Origin of the sequence: Kiloniella litopenaei (genome assembly GCF_000982415.1) — a bacterium.
Lineage (GTDB): Bacteria > Pseudomonadota > Alphaproteobacteria > Kiloniellales > Kiloniellaceae > Kiloniella > Kiloniella litopenaei.
Window position 1 is genome coordinate 1 of record NZ_LANI01000025.1, and the last position, 23,471, is coordinate 23,471.

The 23,471-nt window shown below is 46.6% G+C and carries 21 protein-coding genes; 10 read left to right on the forward strand and 11 right to left on the reverse strand.

Annotation, left to right across the window (positions count from 1 at the left end; genetic code table 11):
* The first annotated feature begins 263 nt into the window (after window positions 1-263).
* The 5 genes from WH95_RS16210 (at window position 264) to WH95_RS16230 (ending at window position 3,889) form a co-directional block, all read left to right on the forward strand.
* Entirely contained in the window at window positions 264-827 is a 564-nt protein-coding gene (locus WH95_RS16210; protein WP_046509248.1) for a cysteine hydrolase family protein, read from the forward strand.
* A 39-nt stretch (window positions 828-866) separates the two neighbouring features.
* Window positions 867-1,352 (forward strand): cupin domain-containing protein, encoded by a 486-nt coding sequence (locus WH95_RS16215; RefSeq protein WP_046509250.1) that lies wholly within the window; start codon window positions 867-869, stop codon window positions 1,350-1,352.
* On the forward strand, window positions 1,292-2,062 hold the full coding sequence (locus WH95_RS16220; RefSeq protein WP_204247812.1) for a helix-turn-helix transcriptional regulator: 771 nt from the start codon (window positions 1,292-1,294) through the stop codon (window positions 2,060-2,062). The genes WH95_RS16215 and WH95_RS16220 overlap by 61 nt, the downstream gene beginning before the upstream one ends.
* A gap of 60 nt (window positions 2,063-2,122) precedes the next feature.
* Window positions 2,123-2,614, forward strand: a complete 492-nt coding sequence (locus WH95_RS16225; protein WP_052742091.1) for a YybH family protein — start codon at window positions 2,123-2,125, stop codon at window positions 2,612-2,614.
* A 354-nt stretch (window positions 2,615-2,968) separates the two neighbouring features.
* On the forward strand, window positions 2,969-3,889 hold the full coding sequence (locus WH95_RS16230) for a hypothetical protein (protein ID WP_046509252.1): 921 nt from the start codon (window positions 2,969-2,971) through the stop codon (window positions 3,887-3,889).
* 69 nt (window positions 3,890-3,958) lie between these two features.
* Here WH95_RS16230 and WH95_RS16235 read toward each other — a convergent pair whose 3' ends face one another.
* On the reverse strand, window positions 3,959-4,597 hold the full coding sequence (locus tag WH95_RS16235) for a LysE family translocator (protein ID WP_046509255.1): 639 nt from the start codon (window positions 4,595-4,597) through the stop codon (window positions 3,959-3,961).
* A gap of 107 nt (window positions 4,598-4,704) precedes the next feature.
* A complete protein-coding gene (locus WH95_RS16240; protein ID WP_204247813.1) occupies window positions 4,705-5,586 on the reverse strand; it encodes an AraC family transcriptional regulator in 882 nt (293 codons plus the stop codon).
* A 29-nt stretch (window positions 5,587-5,615) separates the two neighbouring features.
* On the opposite strand from WH95_RS16240, the gene WH95_RS16245 reads away from it, so the two are divergent.
* Both WH95_RS16245 and WH95_RS16250 read left to right on the forward strand, forming a co-directional pair.
* Window positions 5,616-6,023, forward strand: coding sequence for a DUF2000 family protein (locus tag WH95_RS16245; protein WP_046509256.1), 408 nt, complete (start codon window positions 5,616-5,618; stop codon window positions 6,021-6,023).
* Between the two features lie 128 nt (window positions 6,024-6,151).
* Complete coding sequence (locus WH95_RS16250; protein ID WP_052742102.1) at window positions 6,152-6,526, forward strand: glycine zipper family protein; 375 nt, start codon at window positions 6,152-6,154, stop codon at window positions 6,524-6,526.
* 81 nt (window positions 6,527-6,607) lie between these two features.
* Here the strand turns inward: WH95_RS16250 and WH95_RS16255 are convergent, their stop codons facing one another.
* Complete coding sequence (locus tag WH95_RS16255; protein ID WP_046509260.1) at window positions 6,608-7,501, reverse strand: LysR family transcriptional regulator; 894 nt, start codon at window positions 7,499-7,501, stop codon at window positions 6,608-6,610.
* A gap of 167 nt (window positions 7,502-7,668) precedes the next feature.
* Between WH95_RS16255 and WH95_RS16260 the strand changes: the two genes are divergently transcribed.
* Entirely contained in the window at window positions 7,669-8,931 is a 1,263-nt protein-coding gene (locus WH95_RS16260) for an NAD(P)/FAD-dependent oxidoreductase (protein ID WP_046509262.1), read from the forward strand.
* A gap of 81 nt (window positions 8,932-9,012) precedes the next feature.
* Here WH95_RS16260 and purH read toward each other — a convergent pair whose 3' ends face one another.
* The 7 genes from purH to WH95_RS16295 form a co-directional block, all read right to left on the reverse strand.
* Window positions 9,013-10,587, reverse strand: a complete 1,575-nt coding sequence (gene purH / locus WH95_RS16265) for a bifunctional phosphoribosylaminoimidazolecarboxamide formyltransferase/IMP cyclohydrolase (RefSeq protein WP_046509264.1) — start codon at window positions 10,585-10,587, stop codon at window positions 9,013-9,015.
* Window positions 10,588-10,839: 252 nt separating this feature from the next.
* Window positions 10,840-12,798, reverse strand: a complete 1,959-nt coding sequence (locus WH95_RS16270; protein WP_046509265.1) for a polysaccharide biosynthesis protein — start codon at window positions 12,796-12,798, stop codon at window positions 10,840-10,842.
* 124 nt (window positions 12,799-12,922) lie between these two features.
* Entirely contained in the window at window positions 12,923-13,933 is a 1,011-nt protein-coding gene (locus WH95_RS16275) for an MraY family glycosyltransferase (protein ID WP_046509267.1), read from the reverse strand.
* A complete protein-coding gene (locus WH95_RS16280; protein ID WP_052742092.1) occupies window positions 13,930-15,729 on the reverse strand; it encodes a heparinase II/III family protein in 1,800 nt (599 codons plus the stop codon). The genes WH95_RS16275 and WH95_RS16280 overlap by 4 nt, the downstream gene beginning before the upstream one ends.
* A 12-nt stretch (window positions 15,730-15,741) precedes the next feature.
* Window positions 15,742-16,404 (reverse strand): ribulose-phosphate 3-epimerase, encoded by a 663-nt coding sequence (rpe, locus tag WH95_RS16285; protein ID WP_046509268.1) that lies wholly within the window; start codon window positions 16,402-16,404, stop codon window positions 15,742-15,744.
* A gap of 117 nt (window positions 16,405-16,521) precedes the next feature.
* Window positions 16,522-17,703 (reverse strand): diaminopropionate ammonia-lyase, encoded by a 1,182-nt coding sequence (locus WH95_RS16290; protein ID WP_046509270.1) that lies wholly within the window; start codon window positions 17,701-17,703, stop codon window positions 16,522-16,524.
* A gap of 31 nt (window positions 17,704-17,734) precedes the next feature.
* Entirely contained in the window at window positions 17,735-18,904 is a 1,170-nt protein-coding gene (locus WH95_RS16295) for an amidohydrolase (protein ID WP_082114200.1), read from the reverse strand.
* Window positions 18,905-19,026: 122 nt separating this feature from the next.
* Between WH95_RS16295 and WH95_RS16300 the strand changes: the two genes are divergently transcribed.
* On the forward strand, window positions 19,027-19,494 hold the full coding sequence (locus WH95_RS16300; RefSeq protein WP_046509272.1) for an Lrp/AsnC family transcriptional regulator: 468 nt from the start codon (window positions 19,027-19,029) through the stop codon (window positions 19,492-19,494).
* Window positions 19,495-19,806: 312 nt separating this feature from the next.
* Window positions 19,807-21,999: a methyl-accepting chemotaxis protein gene (locus WH95_RS20740; RefSeq protein WP_052742093.1), complete on the forward strand. Its 2,193-nt coding sequence runs from the start codon at window positions 19,807-19,809 to the stop codon at window positions 21,997-21,999.
* A gap of 30 nt (window positions 22,000-22,029) precedes the next feature.
* On the opposite strand, the gene WH95_RS16310 is transcribed toward WH95_RS20740, so the two are convergent.
* Entirely contained in the window at window positions 22,030-23,409 is a 1,380-nt protein-coding gene (locus WH95_RS16310) for an RsmB/NOP family class I SAM-dependent RNA methyltransferase (protein ID WP_052742094.1), read from the reverse strand.
* Window positions 23,410-23,471 lie beyond the last annotated feature (62 nt).

Consider the following 23,471-nt stretch of genomic DNA (forward strand, 5'->3'; position numbering starts at 1 on the left):
CGCAAATTGCGAGGACTTTGTCAGCAGTCTGTAAGGGGCATTGCCCCTTTCTTTGTTGGAGCGGGTTGAAACAGATAAATTTAAAAGCCAAACTGATATCAACCAAATCAAATCCTTGATTTGGCAAACCCGCCAGAAACTATAAAGTGGGCGCCCGAGTTAATACGAGGAGAAGCATGCGCGGTGTTTGAGCGCAATACGTCCTCTTAAGGGACGGTACAAATCTTCTCAGTGGCGCTTGAACGATTATAAAAGGCCTTTTAATGAATCTCCCCACAAACACGGCACTTGTTGTCATTGATGTACAACGGGCTATTGATGAAGCTTTCTGGTCTCGGCATGGGCCTAGAAACAATCCTGCTGCGGAACAGGCGATGGCGGCTGTGTTGAAACACTGGCGCGATACCAAGCGTCCTATTTTTCATATTCGACACGATAGCGTAAATGCTGATTCTACCTATGCACCGGGAGCAGAAACTCATGTTTTTAAGCCCGAAGTTATGCCTCTATCCGGTGAAGTGGTCATTGGAAAGGCCGCGAACTCTGCTTTTATCAACACCTCGCTTGAACAAATACTCCGGGATCAGGGGATAGATAATCTGGTGATGATGGGGGTGATTACCAACAATTCTGTGGAAGCAACGGTACGTCATGCTGGTAATCTCGGTTTTACGACCTATCTCATAGAAGACGCCTGTTTTACCTTTGCCTTTCCCGACTATAGCGGCATCCTGCGATCTGCGCAGGATGTACATGATATGTCACTTGCCAACGTGGATGGTGAGTACTGTCAGGTTATCAAGGCAGCGCAGGTATTGGGCGTCTAGACACAGGCCTTGAATGCAAAAAAACAAAGCGGGGGAGCTATGAAAAACTATCTGATTAAAAAGCATGAAATTGAACAGATGGAGGGAACCGCCAAGACGCATTTCCTCAATCCCAATGCAATACGTACCAACAAATCCCTTGGTGATCTCACGGATTTGACGGGTCTTGGTTTTCATATCATAGAGGTCGAACCGGGCCGGGACACAACGGAATACCACGTGCACTATCACGAAGATGAATGCGTCTATGTGCTCTCCGGTACGGCAACGGCCTATATCGGCGATGAAGAATACCAGATCAGTGAAGGTGATTTTGTTGGCTACCGTGCAGGCGGAGAAGCTCACGGTATTACGAACACAGGCACAGAAACCTTTAAATGCATTGTCGTCGGTCAACGGCTCGCTTTTGACATGGCTGATTATCCGCACAAGGACAAACGTATCTTCCGCGAAGACGGCAAACCATGGCAACTGGTGGACAAAGAAAACATCGAAACGCCCACCGGTCCCCTGGGCAAAAAATAAAGGGGGAAGTCAGTATTTCACGCGCAGAACGACTTTTGAGCTTGATAGAGGAATTCAGACGCCATCGCCGCCCCGTTTCCGGAAATGATCTTGCGCAGGCATTGGATATCTCGATCCGAACCCTCTATCGAGATATCGCATCACTGCGTGCGTTAGGGGCTGGTATTGAGGGCGAACCCGGTGTGGGGTATGTGTTGCGTCCGGGTTTTCTATTGCCGCCGGTGATGTTTACGGCAGAAGAGGTGGACGCACTGGTTCTCGGGTCGCTCTGGGTGGCGGATAAGGCCGAAGCCCCTATGGCTGAAGCTGCGCGAAAGGCGATGGCAAGATTGACGGCGGTTATGCCGATCGAACTTGTTGATCGGGTGGAGGCCCAATATGCCGTTGTGGGGCAGAGTGAGCCATCCCATCAAGAGACAATCGATATGACGGTGGTGAGGAAAGCAATCCAAAACGAACGGAAGCTGCTTGTTCACTATCGCGATGGGGCAGGTAAAAGTTCCGAACGTGTTATATGGCCATTTTTCTTGATCTATTTTAATGGCGGACGTCTTATTTCGGCATGGTGCGAGCTCAGGGAAGATATCCGCCACTTTCGGACGGATCGTATTGAAACTCTCTCTGAAATATCCGCGCGATATCCCCGACGCCGACACGATCTTATAAAGCTTTGGCGCGAAGCTGAATCCTGTGAAAATTCCCCAAAATGACTACTGCCATTTTCTGACATGCCAGCGGGTTAGTGTTCTTTCGTAACCAGAGGAACGGACATGAAACCATTTGCATTTCAACGATTATTCTGCCTCGCGGCTTTACTGCTTGGCACTCAACCAATCTATGCGCAATCGCAAGATAGCCAGGAAAATAAAATTATGGAACACAATCAAATTCACACGATAATTGAAACCAATAACGCGGCTGTAGCGTCGGGTGACATCGAGGGAGTGCTTGTCACTTTCGAGCCAGATGGTGTTCTGGTGGGGGAACCAGGCATGATCGCAAAGGGCACACCTGCATTACGAGAAGCTTTCAAGCAGTTTATTGCCATAAACCCTAAAATAACCATTACCAACCATGAGGTCATTCAGGCTGACGATATTGCGCTTCATTCTTCGACCTGGACGCTGTCTGGACTGGCACCAGATGGTTCGCCCATTGAACAAAGTGGGTTTTCTGTTGTCGTACTTCGTAAACAGCCAGATGGAAGGTGGTTGATGGTGATCGACAATCCATTTGCAAATCATCTTTTGTCCAGAAATTAACGTTCTGAACTTTTTTGTTCAAGCGCTACTGAGGCTGGTCCTCACTTCGTTCCGGGCGCCCGGTCGGACTGGCCAGACCCTTTATAGGATCTGGTTGACGCAAGATTAGACAAATAAGAGCTACCACCAAATTGCTGGTGCAATTTGGCAAGCCCAAGTGGGCGCCCGAGTTAATACGAGGACAAGCATGCGCGGCGTTTGAGCGCAATACGCCCTCTTGAAGGGTGGAAATAAATCCAAATTATTTTCTAATGGCGGGAATAAAACGCGCTCTGCGTTGTAACCCTGACAGGACAAGGATTTCCAATGTCCTGTCAGGGTTTTTATTTTTACCGCATAAGGAACAGTCGGGTTATGTATTATCATCACACGCTCAAGGCATCATCACTTGCTAAAAAAAGCCTTTCAAGAAGCACATTTTTAAGCACATTACTTTTGGTAGGTGCGCTTGGGGTTTCAGAAACAGCACAGGCAGGGAGCAGTCTTTTCCAGAAGCTAAAGAACAATCTGGAAAACGAAGCTACTCAAGAGGTTACACAAGAAGCTGACAAAGCACTTCAGGCCGGGAAAAAAGAAGTGATTACGGGTGTTACGCAAACTGGGGCACCACAAAAGAGCACGACCCAGACATCCACATCATCTGCGACAGAAGTTGCGGCGACAAACCAGACACCCCAGTTGGGCGCGCCGTCTCAGGATCTGGTTAGCATGACCAAATGTGCTGCTTTAAAGCCCGAGAATATTACCATTGGAACACTGGGAGACTATACGTTTCAACAGGGCTTTAGCAATGAAAAGCGGTCTGGTTTGATCAACCGCCGTGCGGGGGCTTTGAGCAATGGGTGTATTCTGCCGTCCCTTAATTCTCGTGAAATTGCCTATATGGAAGTTGATGAAAAAAAGCTTAAGGCCTTGGGCAGTTCCAATGATTGGGAAATGCAGTGTATAAAATCGGGTAATCCGGGCGCTGGTGTTGTCGGGGCGAGTGAGCCAAAAAGCGAATATTCCTACACCGTAAATGTGCTAAGCGGCAAAGACATGATGCTGCACTGTGGTAATTCTGAAAATGTTGCGGAATGCGCCGAAGGCAGTAACAGCAGCCGTAGTTCTGCCTGGAAGAAAAAACTCGATGCAAGTGGCAAAACCATGCTGAGTGTCTTGGCCAATACCAGTACGCTAGCCCCTGCACAGGGTGAAAAACTCTATTGCCAGTACTACAACAAAAAATCCGGCAACAGTCTCTTTGCTTTTGAATACCTGAGGTTACAAAACTAAAGCTGGCTAGCTGATTTTCTGTACATGAAAAGGGCTCTGATATTTTTTATCAGGGCCCTTTTTGAATAATTATCTGCTGATCGTAACACCGATCATCTTGAGACCGGCAAAAACCAGTGCAGCGCCTGCACATTTATTCAGGGCGCTGGCAAACCATGTTTTTATACCGCCTTTCTCTCCGCTGCGGGTAATGCGTTCGCCCATATAGGCATAGGCGCTATAGATGGGAAGTTGCAGGGCAAAGGTTGTTGCCCCCATGATCAGAATTTGAGGGGCAATGGGGCGATCCAGATCGATAAACTGCGGTAGAATCGCGATAAAGAACAACATGGCTTTGGGGTTGGATGCCATGATGAACAGGCCTTGTAGGAACAAAGCTATGCGCGTTTTCTGTCCTCTTGCAGGGGCGATGTTTATAAGGGCTGATTTGCTGAATAAGGCTCTGAGACCAAGATAGAGTAGAAAAGCAACGCCGATCCATTTAATGGTCGAAAAGACAAAGGTGGATGGGAGAATAAGGGATGCTATCCCCGTGGCTGACAGGGTGAAATAGATCATGCCGCCAACGGCAATTCCAAGAATACCAAATATTGCCCGCCCCAATCCGTAGCTTGCCCCTTGAGAGATAACAAGTATAGCCGAAGGCCCCGGGGAGGAAATTACGATAGCCGTCGTCGTGGCAAAGAGGAGGAAAAGATGGAAGTCCATAATGTGGCGCCTGTCTGGAAGAACCCTATGAGAGGGCCTTGATGGAAAAATAACGTAATGAGTAACGGCCGTAATTTAACAGGTAACAAGAACGAGGATGCAAGTTTTTAGCTGTTACAATAGCTTGCCCATTGTCCGGGACTAATACCATAGGCTTTTTTGAAATGGCGATTGAGGTGGCTTTGATCCGCAAAACCAACCGTAAAAGCTATGTCGGCAAGGGGGTGTTTTTCTTCGATCATTCTGCGGGCAAATTCTAAACGTCGCATAATCAAAAAGCGATGGGGGCTGGTGCCAAAAGCTTTTCTGAAATGCCGAGACAGAGTAAAGCGATCCATACCCGTTATCTGTTCCAATTCTTCAGAATGTACATTGCGACAAGCATTCTCATAGAGAAAGTCTTTTGCTCTATCAACGGCAGAGGAATGGGTCTTGCGTACAGAGGGCTTAGAACTTTTGGCATGGGAACCTTTGGCATGGCGCACAAGGCAATGGGCTATTTGACTGATCGTATCGTCTCTTGCCAAATCGCTCAGGTTACATTCAAGTTCACCCAAAGCCGCAATCATCGCGGTTTGTAGTTCTGGATCATCAAGAACAGGCGTCTCGACAAAGGGGAGTGACACATATTTCTCCCCCAAGGCATCACGAATCAAAGATGGCTCAAGATAAAGCATACGGTATAGCAACCCTTCGTCGGTCCCGGATCCACCATCATGCAATTCATCAGGGTGCAGAACGATAATCTGCCCTGGCTGGCTGTACCGTCGATCTCCGCGATACCCAAAGGCTTGAATGCCCTGCATTGTCAAACCCAAGGCATAGGTGTCATGACGATGCGGTTCAAAAAAATCACCAATAAAACGTGCCTGTATCCGGGATAAACCTGAAACCGATGGAGACGAGATGATTTGCGCAGATGCAGAAGATTTGCACGAACGTTCAAGACGTAGATTTATGCTTTCGTTTATCTGGTTGTTTTTGTGCACATCAAGAACCCTGAAACAGAAAGATCATTATGTTTGATACAAAAATTGCCATTGTTTTGCGAGATAATTTACAGCCTTGGCAGGCCTTGAACGTTACCGCCTTTCTAAGTGGTGGGCTTGCGGGTGAAAACCAGACTATCATGGGTGAAGGGTATCGTGATCGGGTGGGGAATAACTACAATGCTCTGATCCGTCAGCCGATTATAGTTCTGTCTGCCTGTGAAAGCACCATACAAAAAATTCACCAACGATCCCTTACACGTGGCGTAAAGTCTTCGCTCTATATCGAAGAGATGTTCTCGACAGGTCATGATGCAGCAAACCGCGCTGTTTTTGCAAAATATGATCCTGATGATGCCAAAGTCGTGGGCATTGCCCTGCACAGTGATAAAAAGATCGTCGATAAAATTACTAAAGGCGCAAAAATGTACGGGTAGAAGCTGGTTTTGGGTAATCATCTGTAGATCAGTTATTGCTTGGTATCTGTCAGTTCTTCGTCAGCTTAAAACGATAGTGTCCTCTTTAATTAATACTCAAAAGCAGAGGATGTTAAAGAATGAAGGGTATGAACCGTTGGACTGGCCTGATCTCTTTGGGTGGGCTGGTCGTTCTTTTGGGCGGATGCAGTAATACCGGGGCGGATTATCGGCCGATTGTTGATGGTGGTGAAAGTGCGGCCTATGAAAGTGATTTAAGCGAGTGTGCCAAAGTGGCCGATCAACGTGGCTATCTGAATGGTGATGTTCAAAATGCAGCCTTACTCGGCACGGGCCTTGGCGCCATTGTTGGAGGGCTGAGCGATGGTTGGGGCGGTGCTTTGGTTGGCGGTGTTATCGGCGCTGCCGGTGGTGCAGGTGCAGAAGCCTGGGATACCCAAGATGAACGCAAGCAAATTGTGAAGAACTGTATGAAGGGGCGTGGCCACAACGTTGTGGGCTAAACCTTCCTCACTTTCGGGCTCTTTTGGAAACGCTGAATTACCTCGAACAGTGAATTACTGGCTGGCTAATAGTCGAATGTTTCAGTTTTCCCCCTGAAACAGCTGTCGATCTCCCATAGCTGCTTTTGCCAGATGATCCAGAAGGGCCCGAACCCGGGCATTTTTTTGTAAGTCTCTATGGGTTACCAGCCAAAGTTCTCCTTCTACATCTGCTAGGGGCGAAAAGACGGGCACTAATCCATGCCAATTTTGTCCTGTTAAGCAGGGCAAGAGAATAAGATCGCGACTGTTGATCGCGAGTTGGGCATTGGTCAGCATACTACTGCTTTCATAGGCAATATGAACAGCTGGGATATTTTTACGTAGCCAGTCGGTTGTTTGTTGTGCAAGTGGGCCGCCTGACCAAGCAATAAAGGATTTTCCCTCAAGGTTTTTCAGGTCAGGTATTTGATAGGGCTGATAGTGAGTTGTTGATCCGTATATCCCCCATTTCAGGGTTGATAGCTTTCGGCCTATTAAACTCTCTTCTGTCGGGCGTGTGGGGCGGAGGGCGATATCTGCTTCGCGTTCAGTCAGGCTCAGACGCTGATTATCACTGATAATTTCTATATAGAGTCCCGGGTATTCTTCTGTGAAGGATGGGATGTGCCGACTCAGAAAAGAAGCGGCGAGACTTTCTGTCGATGTGATTCGCAACCTTCCGGTAAGTTTTTGATCTTTCCCTGTTAAAGCGCGCTCGGCACTGAAAGCTTCCTGTTCAATTCGTTCCGCTGCCGAAATGATTTCCTGCCCTGCTTCGGTGGGGATATAGCCGTGACGATGTCGTTCAAACAGCTTCAGCTTGTATGCCGTTTCTATTTTTTCCAATCGTCTGAAAACTGTAGAGGTGTTTACCTTTAGCTGCTTTGCGGCGCTGGAAATGTTACCTGCGCGAGAGATTGTTAGTACGTATTGATAGTCGTTCCAGGAAATCATGGTTGCTTTTTCGCAAATTAAAACCGCAAACTAACAACTTTTATCTCATAATTGCATGTGATTTCCTAGCGATAAATGAAGATTAAAGACGTGGTATTTGACGGCGATAAAAACCACGAAAACTTTATCTCTCAGCAGGCTTTTAACGGTTGTAAGGAATCTGAAAAATGAAACACTTGGTTATTCTTGGCGGTGGTTTTGCTGGTCTCTGGGCGGCAATGTCTGCTGCGGGTGCACGGGCTGATAACAATGAAGTAAAGGTTGATATTACCCTGATCTCTAATGATGCACATTTGGTGATCAGGCCCCGCCTTTACGAAGGAGCGGGTGAAGACAAACGCGTTCCGCTAAAGCCACTGTTGGATAAGATTGGTGTTCGGTTTATTCAAGCAAAAATAGGGTCCATTGATCCTCGGCATAAACAGGTTTTTCTTTCAGATTATACCTTAGGCAAAGTATCATATGATGCGGTTATTCTTGCAACTGGTAGCCATCTTAAACGGTTAAATATCCCGGGTGTTGAACAGTACGGATTTTCAGCGGATACCTATGAAGATACTGAAAGGCTGGATCACCAACTAAACCGGATAGTTACAGCACAGGAAGAAGCCGCAAAAACACTTATTGTAATCGGTGCTGGCTTCACAGGTCTGGAACTTGCCACCGAACTGCGGAGCCGCTTGAAGAAAAAATCAGACAAAAAGTTCCGTATTATTCTGGTTGATAAAGAAGAGATCGCCGGGGCAGAGCTTGGGGTTAACCCGAAACCCTATATTGATGAAGCTCTACGATTACACGACATTGAGCTTCGCCTGGGAACATCAATTAAAGAGCTGACAGAAAACAGTGTTACTCTTGCTGATGATCAGGTGATAGCAACCCAGACAGTTGTTTTCGCCAATGGAATGGAAGCAAATAAGCTGGCGGCAAGTTTTGGTGATCCAGATGCTGAGGCACAAGGACGATTGGCTGTTGCGCAAGATCTCAGCATTTCGGGTTATGATAACGCCTATGGCGCTGGGGATGTCGTCTGGGCCTATACCGAACCCCAGCCATCTTCAGATAAGAGTAATCAGACGGCCTCTCTTACCGAAAATTTAACCTACGATTCTGATCGGCCGCGGACACTTTTTTCCTGTCAGCATGCGATCCAGCTTGGTCGTTTTGCAGGCTATAATGCCATAAGAAAGTTATCGGGACAGCCGGGAAAAAATTATGAACAGGCCTTTTATGCGACCTGTCTTGATCTCGGCGACTGGGGCGCGCTTTTTACCACAGGTTGGGATCGCACAGCCGATAAAACAGGTGTTGAAGGTAAGGAAATGAAAAAGATGATCAATACCCAGTGGATCTATCCACCTTCGCCTGAATTGTCTCTGGAAGAAATCCACGCCTTTGTTGCTTTTGAGGTTGAAGATACTGCAGCGTAATAAAGGTCGGGTCACTGATATATAAAAAGGCTACCAGAACAAACTGGTAGCCTTTTTGTCTCGTTGGAAAGCGAGATTCGTCTAGTGACGGAAGTGACGCATGCCCGTATAGACCATGGCAAGTCCTGCTTCGTCGGCGGCGGCAATGACTTCGTCATCACGCATGGAACCGCCCGGTTGGATCACTGCGGTTGCCCCGGCTTCGGCGGCGGCAAGCAAACCATCAGCGAAGGGGAAGAAGGCATCGGATGACACCACAGAACCTATGGTTCCGGCCTGGCTCAAACCTGCTGTCTCGGCAGCTTCTTTGCTTTTCCAGGCGGCAATTCGGGATGAATCAACCCGGCTCATCTGTCCGGCACCAATGCCAACAATTGCGCCGTTTTTCGCATAGACGATCGCGTTGGATTTTACATGCTTGCCAACTCTGAATGCGAAAATCATATCGGCGATTTCCTGCTCGGTTGGCTGGCGTTTCGTGACAACTTTCAGATCGTCAGCCGTAATGCGGCCATTATCCCGCCCTTGCAACAGGAAGCCACCGGATATGGTTTTCATTGTCATGCCTGCATCGGTCGGGTTTGGCATCTCGCCTGTCACAAGAACCCGCAGGTTTTTCTTAGCAGCGAAGATCGCTTTGGCGTCGTCATCAATTGCCGGGGCGATAACCACTTCCGCAAAAAGATCGGCAACTTGTGTCGCTGTGGCTGCGTCCATAGTTTTGTTGGTGGCGATGATGCCACCAAAGGCACTTGTTGGATCACAGGCGAGGGCAGCTTTGTAGGCGTCACTCAGATTGTCTGCTGTTGCCACACCACAGGGATTGGCGTGTTTGATAATGGCGATTGTCGGGGCATCGAATTCTGACACCAGCTCAAAAGCTGCATCAGTGTCGTTCAAGTTGTTATAGCTTAGTTCTTTGCCCTGTAGCTGTTGTGCTGTGACAACGCCAGGACGGGCATCAATGGACTTGTAGACTGCGGCTACCTGATGCGGGTTCTCACCATAGCGCAATGACTGTTTGAGCTTGCCACCCAAAGAAGTCTCACGAGGGAAGTCAACACCACATTCCCCTTGAAGCCAATTTGAAATCATAGAATCATAACGTGCAGTATGGCTGTAAGCTGTCGCAGCAAGCTTGCGACGGGTTTCATTGGTTGTCGCACCTGCGTTGGCAGTCATTTCTTCTTGAACAAGGGTGTAATCATCGGGGTCAGTTACGATTGTTACAAAGCCGTGGTTCTTTGCCGCAGCACGCACCATTCCGGGGCCGCCGATATCAATATTTTCTACACAGGTATCATAATCGGCACCTGATGTGAGCGTGGCTTCGAAGGGATAGAGATTCACAACAACCAGATCAATCGGGGCGATGTCATGTTCTGCCATGGCATCAGTATGTGTCTTGAGGTCCCGCCGGGCCAGAATACCGCCGTGGATTTTCGGGTGCAGCGTTTTAACGCGCCCATCCATAATTTCCGGAAAACCAGTGTGGCTGGAAACCTCTTTAACTGGAACGCCAGCGTCACTTAATGCGCGTGCAGAGCCCCCTGTTGAGAGAATTTCTACGCCTTTATCAGCGAGAAACTTACCAAATTCAACAAGACCTGTTTTATCAGAAACAGAAACGAGAGCACGACGGATGGTGTCAGACATAGCAATTCCTTGCAGCTATCTTCTACCCCGGTTGCCCGCCGGGGCGGGAAGTATGGATCATTTTTGTACGCTTTTACGTCAAGAACGATCAGTGTTGGCCGAAATTTTCTTAGGCAGGGCACTAATAAACCGAAGGGTCATATGATGCAATGTATATCGTGTGGTATAACCAATGACGCACGAATTTGTTGTGGTGTTCGGTTTTATAATCTGGTGATATGTTCTGAATTCAATCTGATTGGCCGAGAGTGTTTACTGAGAAAGAGCTTCGCCAAACTGTTGGGGAGGATGTTCTGCCCGCTTAACATCAGGTTTGAGTCGCCCGTTATATTCAGGGACAAGGTGACATAGCTGTTCAATTACCTTTTCACGGTCCCGTTGGTCGATAAGACTGGATAGATAATCCAGATCCCGGTTGAGTACATCACGGTCTGTTATTCTCGGCGTTGCCAACTTCAAGCTGTTATGAGTTGTGGGAAGAAGAGGCTCAGTTTCATGAAATAATTCTTCGTATAGCTTTTCGCCAGGGCGAAGGCCTGTGTACTGAATTTTGATATCCTTTTCAGGTTCAAATCCGCCTAATCTGATAACTTGCCGGGCGAGATCTGCAATTTTCACCGGGTCCCCCATGTCGAGCACATAAATCTTGCCTGCGTCTTCGCGTGCCATTGCGGCACCTAAGGTCATGGTTTGTAATACCAGCTCGACAGCTTCTTTTATGGTCATGAAATAGCGTGTGATATCCGGGTGGGTCACTGTCAGAGGTCCGCCAGCTTTCAATTGGCGTTCAAACAGTGGAACCACTGATCCCGTTGAGCCAAGGACGTTACCGAATCTGACCGTCACAAACCGGGTTTTATTTTCTTGTTTACCAACAAGGTCCATGGTCTGGCAGTAACTTTCGGCCAAACGTTTACTGGCGCCCATAATGTTAGGGGGGTTAATTGCTTTGTCTGTAGAGATCAGAACCATCGTTTTAACACCAACCCGTCGACAGGCATCGGCGGTGTTTTTGGTACCAAGAACGTTGGTATGAATACCTTCGATGGGGTTCGCTTCGACAAGGGGAACATGTTTCAACGCGGCGGCATGGAAAACAAGTTCGGGTTTGAAGCGGTCAAATATTTGATTCAGACGAGATTTATCCCGAACATCACCAAGAACAGCATCCCGTTTCAATTCCGGATAGTCTTCGGATAGTTCCATATCAATGGAGTAGAGATTGAATTCTGAACTATCTAATAGAATTACATGTGAGGGGGTAAAAGAAGCAATCTGTCGTGACAGCTCAGAACCGATTGATCCACCACACCCTGTGATAAGAACGCGTTTCCCCGATATCAGCTTTGCCATAGCCGGACGGTCCAGCTTGGCTTGTTGGCGGCCGAGCAAATCTTCAATAGCAATGGGTTTAACCTCTATTTCGCTACCAATATTGCTTTTGAATTCTGTGGGGTTGGGTAAACGCTCAATAAGTAAATTGTTTTGGGCTGCAACATCATTGATGTGTTGCATGCTGTCTCTGTCGATTACTTTTGAAATTATAATCCTTTGAGGGCGCCTGTTGCTAACAGCTACTTTGTCGAGAGCATCCTGAAGTTTTTCCAAGGGCCCCATAATGGGTAAATCGTGCATACGTCGGCCTGCTTCCTGGCCTGTCGGGTCAAGAATACCGACAACTTCATAGGCACTTGTGGGGTCCCTTGTAATATGTCTGAGAAAAGCTTCGGCAATATCATCAAAGCCGATCAAAAAAACTGGTACCCTTAGGTGACTGTCTTTTTCCATCAGCCTTCGCACGCCCTGATCTTTCCAGATGCGGTAGATCATACGGGGACCACCAAGAAGGAAGATGAGCACAAACCAGTTTATAATCAGAGAGCTTCTGGGAATGTCTTCGAGGCGATTCCAGAAAAAGAGAATGGGGAGGAACAATAACATAACAAGGCTTGAAGCCTTTATGATGTTGAGCAAATCATTCATCGAGGCATAACGCCAAGTGCCTCGGTAGAAATCGAGCATCCAGAATGTGCCAATTCCGATCAGGATAAAAAGAGCCCATGCAGGAAATAGACTGAGGGGCGGAATTGCAGCGGCGTCATTTACATCCATACGCAGTGCCAGGGAGATGGCAAACGAAATCGCCAACATGAACAGGTCATGCGAAAAAGCGACCAATGATTTGCTACGTGAAGTTACAATAAACTTCATTTAATATTTTTCCCAACGGCAATGTAGTGAATAGAATGACTTACTTAATTAGCTTTTACTTTACTGGCAATGACTAAGGTTGACCAGAAAGCTTTCATGTCGATGTGTTGATACTTTCTGGTTCTTATTTTTGATGTTTCTTTTTCAGTAACTTCATTGTGCTGAACACAAGAATAAAAGATATTGTCAGGCTGTACCATGGATAATCAGCACTGAGGAAGAGCGCCAGCGCTATTAAGACAATGTTGCATACCAGAATTGTTAGGGAAACGGCTTTGTGGCTCATTCCGTTTTGAACGCCAACCTGGTAATAGTGCTCCTTATGCGCTTCCCAAATTTTCTGTTTTCTTATTGCGCGCTTCAATAATGTAATAGTTGCATCACACAAATAATAGAGCGGCAGGATAAAGGCCGCGGCCCACATTCCTTTGGTTATTAAGAAAATCATAAACCACCCGAGAATATACCCAAGTGGAATTGAGCCGACATCGCCCAGGAATATGGCTGCGGGTTCCCAGTTCCAAATTAGGAAACCCGATGTCGCTGCAAGGATAAACAGGGGCAGGTAAAGAGCATCTGTTTGCCAGGAAAAATATGCGGCCATGAGAACAAGCCCTAGGGAAATTGAGGACGTTTCAACACCAGTGATGCCGTCAATGCCATCCATAAAGTTATAGAGATTGATAAACCACACCCATGAAAGGCCGATAAAAACATAATCAACCCACTGTGGGATGATTTCAGGAAACAATTTAATTGTTTGGCCGTCATGGTTAATTCCCCACAGGCTTGTGGCAACAACAATAATTTGTACCAGCAAACGAAATTTGGGGGACAGGTTTTTTAAATCGTCCAACCACGAGATGGCCATTAACGCTATCGCTCCGGCAAAGATAAACCAAAAACCGGGTAATGGTGTTAATGATGCTGCTCCATGTCCTACCCAGCCAAGCAGGACAATCCCCATAAGGGCAAGTCCCCCGCCCCGGGGTGTTGGAATTGTGTGACTACTTCGTTCGTTCGGATTATCAAGAATACTCTTTTTGACAAGGATTTTTCGAAGCATTGCCGTCGCCACGCAAGAGGCAAGCAGGAAAATTGCGAATATCGTCAGGATATGGAGAAGCTCTGTCATTGATCCCATAGATTAGATTGGTTATTTTTTTGTGCTGCTTTTTTTGTGTTTACTCTGACCAGTGACCAGTTGATTTCCGTGTTGTTTGTGCTTGTTGTTATGCCAGACAGAACAATTTGCTGACTGCGGCGAATCTCACCTGCTTTTCCCAGATAAATGCTTGGTTCCAGAGACAGGTTCGCCCCTTCGCAGGAAAACTGCCACCCCCCGCCTTTTTGCAGGCTTAATAGCACAGCATCGCCACCGTTTATAAGGGATGCTTTGACGTCGGAATGTAGATGGAAACGGGCTGCAAATTCTTGCCGTATTCTTTCTTCTAAATGATCAGAGAAACTTAAAACATCGCAACCTTCGATCCCTTCACCTTTTGCAAGGGCAATCAAGGTTCGATGATGAACAAGGCCCAATTTGTCTAGATAGCCATCGTGTGACATTTCCAGGCGAGCTTGACCGTTTTTATCTTCTTCTCTTCGGCACGTAACATTATCCGGACGCTTGGCAAGGCCGCCGTTTGGTGTCAGGTGGGCAGAATTTGTTTCTGCTAGTGTCATTGTTGTGTGTGCAGCTGTTGCCCGGGGTATCCAGCGCCATTGCGGATGATTTCTGTGAACGCCACAGTTTGTTATAAGCCGTTCTCGACCTACGGACACTTCAAAGCTGAGGGTTCCGGCATGAGCGGTAAGATCATAACCCGGGGGTGGAGGTGCCCCCGCATCAACGATAACTGTAATACGGCCGGATTGTAATCGTTGAAAACCACTTTGTGGGGCAGCAAGCAAAGGTTGTTTTCTGCCTTCTGCCCGGCGTAAAACCATATCAATCTGCCAACCGTGATCTTCGTTTGAATCGTTAAAAAGACAAAGCCCACCATCCCCGTGAAGAAACATTCTCAAGACAGGTGACATGGATTCAATCGCAGATATTATTGAACCGGGAACGTCTTTTTTTCCGGCGTGTAATGTTGCCCTTATGTCAATAAGATGCCTTAACACTTCCAAATGGATGTGAGGGCTTCTTTGTATATGGCCACCATCGGGCAAAATTTGCAGGGAAAGCTCTTTACCCAGCAGGTTTAATGCACGTTTCAGCCAAGCGGTTCCTTCGGGTAAGCAAACCCCCGCATAAAGAAGCCCCTTAATGGCACGAATAAGTTCTACGCCTGTAAGTCCTGCAGGCAAACAGGCAGACAGATATCGTGCTTGTTTGGCAAGGCTGTCGTGAATGCGTTGGCGAAGATCAATATCAGCAGAACTGCCAATAAATTCATAATGACCAAGCCAGTTATAGAGCCGACACCCCGTTATGGATGGCTCCCAGGTCAAAGGCCGCCATTGATTGTTATCCTGAATCCAAAGATTGAGCATTTCGCGGGCTGTTCGCCGGGCTTGGTCCCCAGCAGCAGCGCGCAAAGATCTTAGCCAGCTAAAGGAGTGAAATTCCCTAATCCAATCCGGTTCTGCCCCTATGGGATTCCAAAGCGGTGCAGGGTTGTTAATGACGTGCCCAGCAAGCTCGATTTGTCCTGCCAGAATTGCCCGGCCTTTGTTGGCGTCCCCCAGCCATGGATCGGTGGGGGTAAAAGCTAAATTGGGAATCGCTTTGCCACTGACGATCCAATCATGAACGGGACTTATAAGCAGGGGGTATTTTAATTTGTACCTGATTTTTCCCAAAATAACCGGATTGGGGAGCCTAAAGAACGAAGCCATACGTTCGGAAATATTGCTCTGGCCATTTATCCAACGGCCAGAGCTTTTTGGGGTATCCGATTTCTGAGTTTGGCTTTGGCCTTCCATAGGCTGATGCTCTTACTGCCCTTTTAATTTTTTGATGTTGTTTGCATAATTGTCTGGTCCCCCGCGAAAGGTTGCTGTACCCGCGACAAGAAGATCTGCGCCAGCTTCTACAGCAAGTGGCGCTGTATCAAAATTAATGCCGCCATCAACCTCAAGATCTATGTCTTTGCCAAGAGCATCAATTTTGTTTCTGAGGGCCGAAATTTTTCCAAGCGCACCAGGAATAAATGATTGTCCACCAAAACCCGGATTTACAGACATGACCAATAGAAGATCAAGGTCATCAATAACGTGATCCACGATATCTACAGGCGTTCCGGGGTTCAATGCCAAGCCTGCTTTGACGCCCAAAGATTTAATAAGTTGAATTGTACGATGAAAGTGTGGACCTGCTTCTGGATGAATTGTGATGATATCCGCACCAGCATCAACAAAAGCCTCGATATAGAGGTCAATGGGTGAAATCATCAAATGAACATCAAACGGCTTTTTTGTTACGGGGCGAACCGCTTTTGTTATAGAGGGGCCGAATGAAATATTTGGGACAAAATGTCCATCCATAATGTCGACATGTATGTAATCTGCACCGGCCTGATCCAGACGTTGAATCTCTTGTCCCAACTGGGAAAAATCAGCGGCAAGGATAGAGGGGGCGATACGTGTAGCTTTTTGCATTTATCCGGTTCTTTTATCCGAGGAAGCGAGGCTCTGCGAACAGAGATAATTTTCTTCACTTTGGTAGCAGTATAGCCTCATTTTCGCAAGCAATTGCCAGATAATGTCTGTTGTGGGTTAGCCAGAAATAATTTTGTCGTAGAGGGCTTTGTCTGTTGCACCTTCTGATCCGATCAGCAAGATCTGTGAAGTCGTGTTGATGCCTAGGCTTTTACGTAATCTTTCATCCTGAGAAATTGCAATGGTGGCAGCGAGTCCGGCCACAGCGGATTCCCCGGCGATTATGCCGGGGTCGTTGCCTATTGGTTTTGCGAGTAGCTTCATTGCAGGTGCAATAAAGATATCCGGTATGGATAGAAAATCAGATGCTTCTTCCCGCAAGATGCTCCAGGCTAGAGGAGATGGTTCGCCACAGGACAGGCCGGCCATGATAGTTTCTTCGGCTATATGAACGGAGGTTAGTGTGTCTTTTATCGCGCTTTTGTACAGACAGTTGGCTAGCTCTGGCTCTACAATAATAACCCGTGGAGAGTCTTTTCCCCATTTTTGTCGCAAGGCCGCACAAACAGAAGCTGCTAGTCCCCCAACACCGCCTTGGAGTAATACATGACTTGGTGGTTGTGAGAGTTCCTGGGTGATTTCGTTTGTCATAACCCCATAACCAGCCATCACATCAGTTGGTGGCTGCGTGTAGTTTTCCCAAGATGTATCCGAAACAACAAACCAGCCGTTTTCTTCGGCATTGGTTTTTGCAATACGAACCGAATCATCATAATCACCGTCTATGCGAATGACATCAGCGCCATAGCTTCTCATTGCTTTGGCGCGTTCCTCACTGACCTCTGCATGGATGTATATTTTGCAATCGGCACCGAATTTTTGCGCCCCCCAAGCCAAAGAGCGGCCATGATTTCCATCTGTTGCAGAGACAAGTGTGATGGTGTTTGTCAAAGAAGCATACTTGCCAGAGCGCAAATCCGAGAGGGATGCCTTTTCATTGAATTTATTTGTCAACTCTCGTTGTAGCACTTTGGCGGCCGCGTAGGCACCGCCAAGGGCTTTGAAAGATCCAAGACCAAACCTTGGTCCTTCGTCTTTGTAAAAGATATTTTGCAAATTCAGAGATTGAGCCAGGGTCTCTAAACGATAAAGAGGCGTTGGAACATATCCATCCCATGTCATGATTTCACTGGATGCATCTGCAAAACTTTGCGGTGCTATAACATTGTTAAATGCTTCACCTGTATGGCGATTATAGGAAGTGTGTTGAATGGCAGCAGAAGAAAAAATATCAAACATAAATTTATCCAAGCTAAAGTCGTGTTAGAAGTTATTCAGGAAGGCGATTTGCGACAAGCTGTGCCCAAAAGGCTGCTCCGATAGTCAGGGCATCATCATTAAAATCATAATCCGACGCATGAAGGGGCTTTCCATGAGCGCCTTCTGTTCCGTTACCCATTAACATAAAGCAGCCTGGCATTTCCTGGGAAAACAGAGCGAAGTCTTCTGAAAATGACATCGGTTCCCGATCGCCGTTGACGTTATCGCTTATTTTTTTTGCCGCTTGAATCGCAATTTGGGTTGGTTCTGCTGAATTAATCGTTTCGATGAATTCTGTGTTGAAGCTGAAATCTGCAGCAACGTCGTGACCTTGTGTTATGCCGTTCAAGAGCCGTTGCATATGGCTTTTAATCTGCTCTCGGTCATCTGGTGTTCTTGCGCGAACATCACCTTTGAGTATTGCCTTTCCCGGAAGGACATTTCTGCGGCCATTAGTAGTAAATTCAGTGATGGATACGACTGCCCCACACCCGGGATCCATTTTTCGTGCAACGATAGACTGGAAGGCCTGTACTATTTCAGCGCCAACAAGAATGGCATCGACCCCTTTTTGTGGCATTGCAGAATGACCTCCCCGTGCAGTGATCCTGATTTCGAACAGACTTTCGCTTGAGCAAATTGTACCAGATCTTGTCGAAAACGCGCCGAGAGGGGCGCCAGGTAAATTATGCAATCCATAGATTTCATCTACTGGAAATTTTTCAAGGAGGTTATCCTTCACCATGGCGGCGGCACCCAATCCATTTTCTTCATTGGGCTGGAAGATAAATACAACCGTGCCGTCGAAGCTTTTCTTTTCTGACAAGAATTGAGCTGCGCCGAGAAGCATTGCTGTATGACCATCGTGTCCACAAGCGTGCATTTTCCCGCTTGTTGTTGAACAATATTGATGAGAACTGGTCTCGTGAATGGGGAGTGCGTCCATGTCAGCCCTTAACGCTATGGCTTGATTCCCTCTACCTTTTCTTAGAATGCCGACAACACCTGTACCTCCAATACCCTCATGGACTTCCAAGCCATAGGATTTGAGTTCAAAAGCAACCTTGCGGGCGGTTCGATGTTCTTCGAAGCCTAGTTCAGGATTGCGATGCAAATCATGACGGATGTCGATCATTTTTTGTTTTTGATCCAAAAAAGCTTCTGGGGTGACATTGGTCATTGTTCATTTTCCTTTTATTCCTGTACATCAGGGTATAGAGAAAATTTTACTAAATTTATTTAATTGAAAATTTTATAGTATTATTTTCATAATAAATTGGCTTCTTTAGGATTAAGATAATAATGGATAGTTTTGATTATAAAATTCTTTCTCTCGTGCAAAAAGATAGTCGTATGACGGCCGAGAAAATCAGCTCAGAAATTGGCTTGTCACCTGCTGCGGTTCAAAAGCGCCTCAAGCGTTTAAAAGACAGTGGAGTTATCAGGGCAGAGGTGGCGTTATTGGATCCCAAAAAAATGGGGCACCCCATGACTGTCATTACAGAAGTTAGCCTAGAGCGAGAAAATTTGAACGTGCTTGATGGTTTCAAGAAACGAATGCGACAGGCCGAAGAAGTTCAGCAATGTTATTACACAACTGGCGAAGCAGATTTTATTATTGTCCTGCTGGTCAGGGATATCCAGCATTATGAACAATTTACCCGCGAGTATTTTTTTGGAAATGCTGAGGTAAGTAAGTTTAAAACAAATATTGTAATGGATTCAGTTAAGGTAGGAATGTCTATCCCGATACTTGATGTTAAAAAATAATATTCTTTTTTTTATTTGTGTAATTAAATGATTATATTTTTCTTGAAAATATGTTCGCTTAAAATCTCTCACTTCGTGTACTGGTTTTAACAAAGTATAAACAACATTAATGATATATTTTGTTTAACTAATTAATAGATTTAGGGTTTTATCAGTTTATCAGACTTTATTGCAGTTGGTTCTTTTTTTAAGTTCTTTTTAAGATTTTGTGCATATCATGGTATGCACGGTGATCGTTGAATAGCACATGTTCGATAAATTTGAGAACGGGCGGCTGTTTTAACATAAGGCGATAGGAGGGCCTTCGAGACGATGGAAATCTCTAAACTGTTCGATATTCGGATATCGAAAAAACTTCCAATTCTATTCATGGTTATTTCTGCAGTTTCTGTTGTTTCTGTGGGCGTGTTTAGCGTTTTCAACACATCGGCAAGCCTTATGCACCAAGAAGAACAAACATTGGTTGCGTTGGCTGAGGCTCGTAATTCAGCGTTACAAGATTATGTGAAATCAATAGAGGAAGACATTCTGATTTCTGCGGGGAATGGATATGTTCAAAATGCAATGTCTAATTTTGCCCTTGGGTTTCGGGATGAAGAGCGTCGCCATAAGGATCCGTTAAAATCTCTGCATGGTATCTATATCAACGACCCTACTGCCGAAGCGACAAATGCTGAGGGTAACCCGGAAAAAATTGGTGAAAAACATCTCTACAACGGTCCAGAGATTGAAGGATCTTACCATTCAGATCATCGTCGTTTTCACCCTTGGTTTCGTCAGATGCTTGCAGGTCGGGGGTATTATGATGTTTTCCTCGTCGATGTTGAGGGAAATGTTGTTTATACGGTTTTTAAAGAACTTGATTATGCAACGAACCTGAATTCAGGAAAGTACAAGGATTCTGGCTTGGCGCAGGCTTTTAAAGCTGCCATGAATAGTCAAAAATCTGGCTCAATTAGTTTCATTGATTTTGCGCCTTATGCACCGAGCTATGGTGCCCCGGCCAGTTTTATGTCAACGCCAATTGTTTCGGCAAATGGTCTGCAAGGCGTTTTAATATTCCAGATGCCCATTGATCGTATTAACGGTGTGCTGCAACAGCAAGCAGGTATGGGTGAAAGTGGTGAGACCTATATTGTTGGGCGGGACTATTTAATGAGAAGCGATTCCCGCTTTTCTGAAACATCAACAATTCTGAAAACTGAAGTCAAAACAGAAACAGTGACAAAAGCCCTAAACGGTGAGGTGGGTGTCGAAATTGTGCCGGATTACAGAGGCATAAATGTTTTGTCAGCTTATCAGCCATTGGATATTCATGGTGTCCGTTGGGCTTTGTTGGCAGAAATTGACGAAGAAGAAGTTCTTATTCCTTCACACAATGCCGCTTTTTACATCCTGATTATTGGTTTGGGTGTGCTTGTGCTGGTCGCGCTACTTGGGTGGTATTTTGCCCGTTCCATCAGTAATCCTATACGCCAATCTACATCTGAAATGCTGATGCTGGCCAATGGAGACAAGTCTTTTGATGTTTCGGGTGTTGGGCGCGCTGATGAAATTGGTGATATGGCCACTGCTCTGCAAACTTTTAAAGAAAATGCCATTAAACAAGATGAGATGGTCGAGAAAGAAAAAGAGTTGGTTGCTTTGCGTGAGCAGCGTACCAAACGTATCGAGGAACTGGTCGCACAGTTTGAAGCAGACAGTAACGAGATTCTGACAGGTGTTAGCGCTGCGGCATCTCAGATGAACACCACATCGGGTGAAATGTCTTCTGTGGCACAGGATACGGCGTTGCGGTCTAATACCGTTGCTGCTGCGGCAGAGGAGGCATCGGTAAACGTTCAAACTGTTGCGGCAGCTGCAGAGGAACTAAGTTGCTCTATTGAAGAAATTAACCGTCAGGTTAGTGAATCAAGCCAAATTGCCAGTGATGCTGTCTCTAAAGCGGACGCTAATATCGCTACTATCAAAGGTTTGGAAGAAGCTTCAAACCGGATTGGTGAGGTCGTCGGGCTTATTTCCGATATCGCTGAGCAAACTAATTTGTTGGCTTTGAATGCAACAATTGAGGCCGCGAGAGCCGGTGAAGCTGGTAAAGGTTTTGCTGTTGTAGCCAGTGAAGTGAAGAACCTGGCCAACCAGACAGCGAAAGCCACTGAGGATATCAGTGGGCAGGTAGATGAAATGCAAAGCGTTACTAAAACGGCTGTCGTTGCGATTGAAGCTATCGGGAAAACGATTGAATCCATGAACGAGATTTCAGTGTCTATTTCTACGGCGATTGAGGAGCAGGGCTCTGCAACGCAGGAAATATCCCGTAATGTTCAGGAAGCATCCGCTGGTACAGCTGAGGTTACATCGAACATGCAAGGTGTGAGTGAAGCCTCAACACAGACAGGCAATTCTTCACAGCAGGTACTTGAGGCTTCTGAAGGTCTGGCGCGTCAGGCAAATGATATGCGTAAGAGCGTAGAGGCGTTTATTCAGGGTATCAGGGCTGCTTAGAGTGATAGGCCTTTAGCCAAGGCAAACCTCTTAAGCAATTCTTCGAAGGCGGCAGGCGTAAAACCCGTCCATGCCGCCTTCGTCATGTCTGTGGCATGGTAAGCATCTTAGATCGCCTTCTTTTGTCAGTAACATTTCTAACCAGTCAGCATTGCCAAGTTCTTGGGGTTTAACCGGAACACGTTCAAAACGGGTTCTGTTTTTCTTGAGAAAACGTTCGATTTGATACTGACCTTCTTCAGGTTCCAGTGAGCAGGTTGCATAGACTATTGTGCCACCGATCTTCACCATATTCGCACAGTTTTCAAGCAACTCACGCTGTAAATCAGCCAAAGTTTTAATGTCGTCAGATCTTTTAATGCGTCCAAGTTCAGGGTGTTTGCGCAATGTGCCCGTGGCAGAGCAGGGTGCATCCAGAAGAATCGCGTCAAATTCTTCTTTGGGTTGCCAGGTTGTGGCATCGGCTTGAATGACTTCAGCGTTTAGTTGAAGACGTTCGAGATTTTCGTGAACCCGTGTTAAGCGCTTTGCAGAGGAATCTACCGCTGTTACCTTTGCGCCCGCTGTGACGAGTTCGGCAGTTTTCCCGCCGGGTGCGGCACAGATATCCCCAACCTTTTTATCCTTAACGGATCCAAGTAAGAGAGCAGGAAGGCTTGCCGCAAAATCCTGAACCCACCAATGGCCTTCGTCATAACCTTCCAGGAATACAGGATCACCTGTGCCAGCTGGTAGTCGAATGGAGTTGCCAGAGGTTACAACGCCACCGAGTTTTTCAGCCCATTCTTCAGGAGATTCTTTTACTGTCAAATCCAAGGGAGCTTCGGAAAGGTGGCTAAGTGAGATCGCCTTGGCTGTTTCTTCGCCATAGGTTTCTACCCATTTTTTCCAGAGCCAGTTTGGCAGGTTATCCTGACTTTCATCCATTTTTGCCAGCATGTCTTTGCCTTCACGGGAAAGACGGCGCAACACAGCGTTCATAACAGGCTTATTGCCACTGAGTTTCGGTCCTCTGGCAAGGTCAAGGCTGGTGCTGACGGCAGCATGTGGGGGTGTGTCGAGATAAAGAAGCTGAACGGCACCCAGGCGGATAATATCACGAACGTCAGCCATTTTGGCTGGCAGGCGCCGTTTCATGCAGGCGTTGATTGCTTTGTCAATTTGGCCAAGGCGACGCATCAGGGTTGAAATCAACAAGCGGGTAAAAGCTCTGTCACGTCTTTCCATAGATTCAAAATCTGCCTTGTTGTTGTTCAAGGCCTCATCAAGGGTTTGCTGTTCCCGCATGATGTTTTTCAAAAGGATCAGAACAAGCTTTCTCGGATTAACGGGGCGACCACCTTGAGGTTTGCCGCCTGTCCTGTTTTTTGATCCGGAATCTTTTGTGTGTTTGTTGTTTCTTTCAGTCATGGGCTAGGGTTTACCATGAAAGCAACGGGAAGAAAGAGCTATTTTTGCGTAGGTGCTATGTT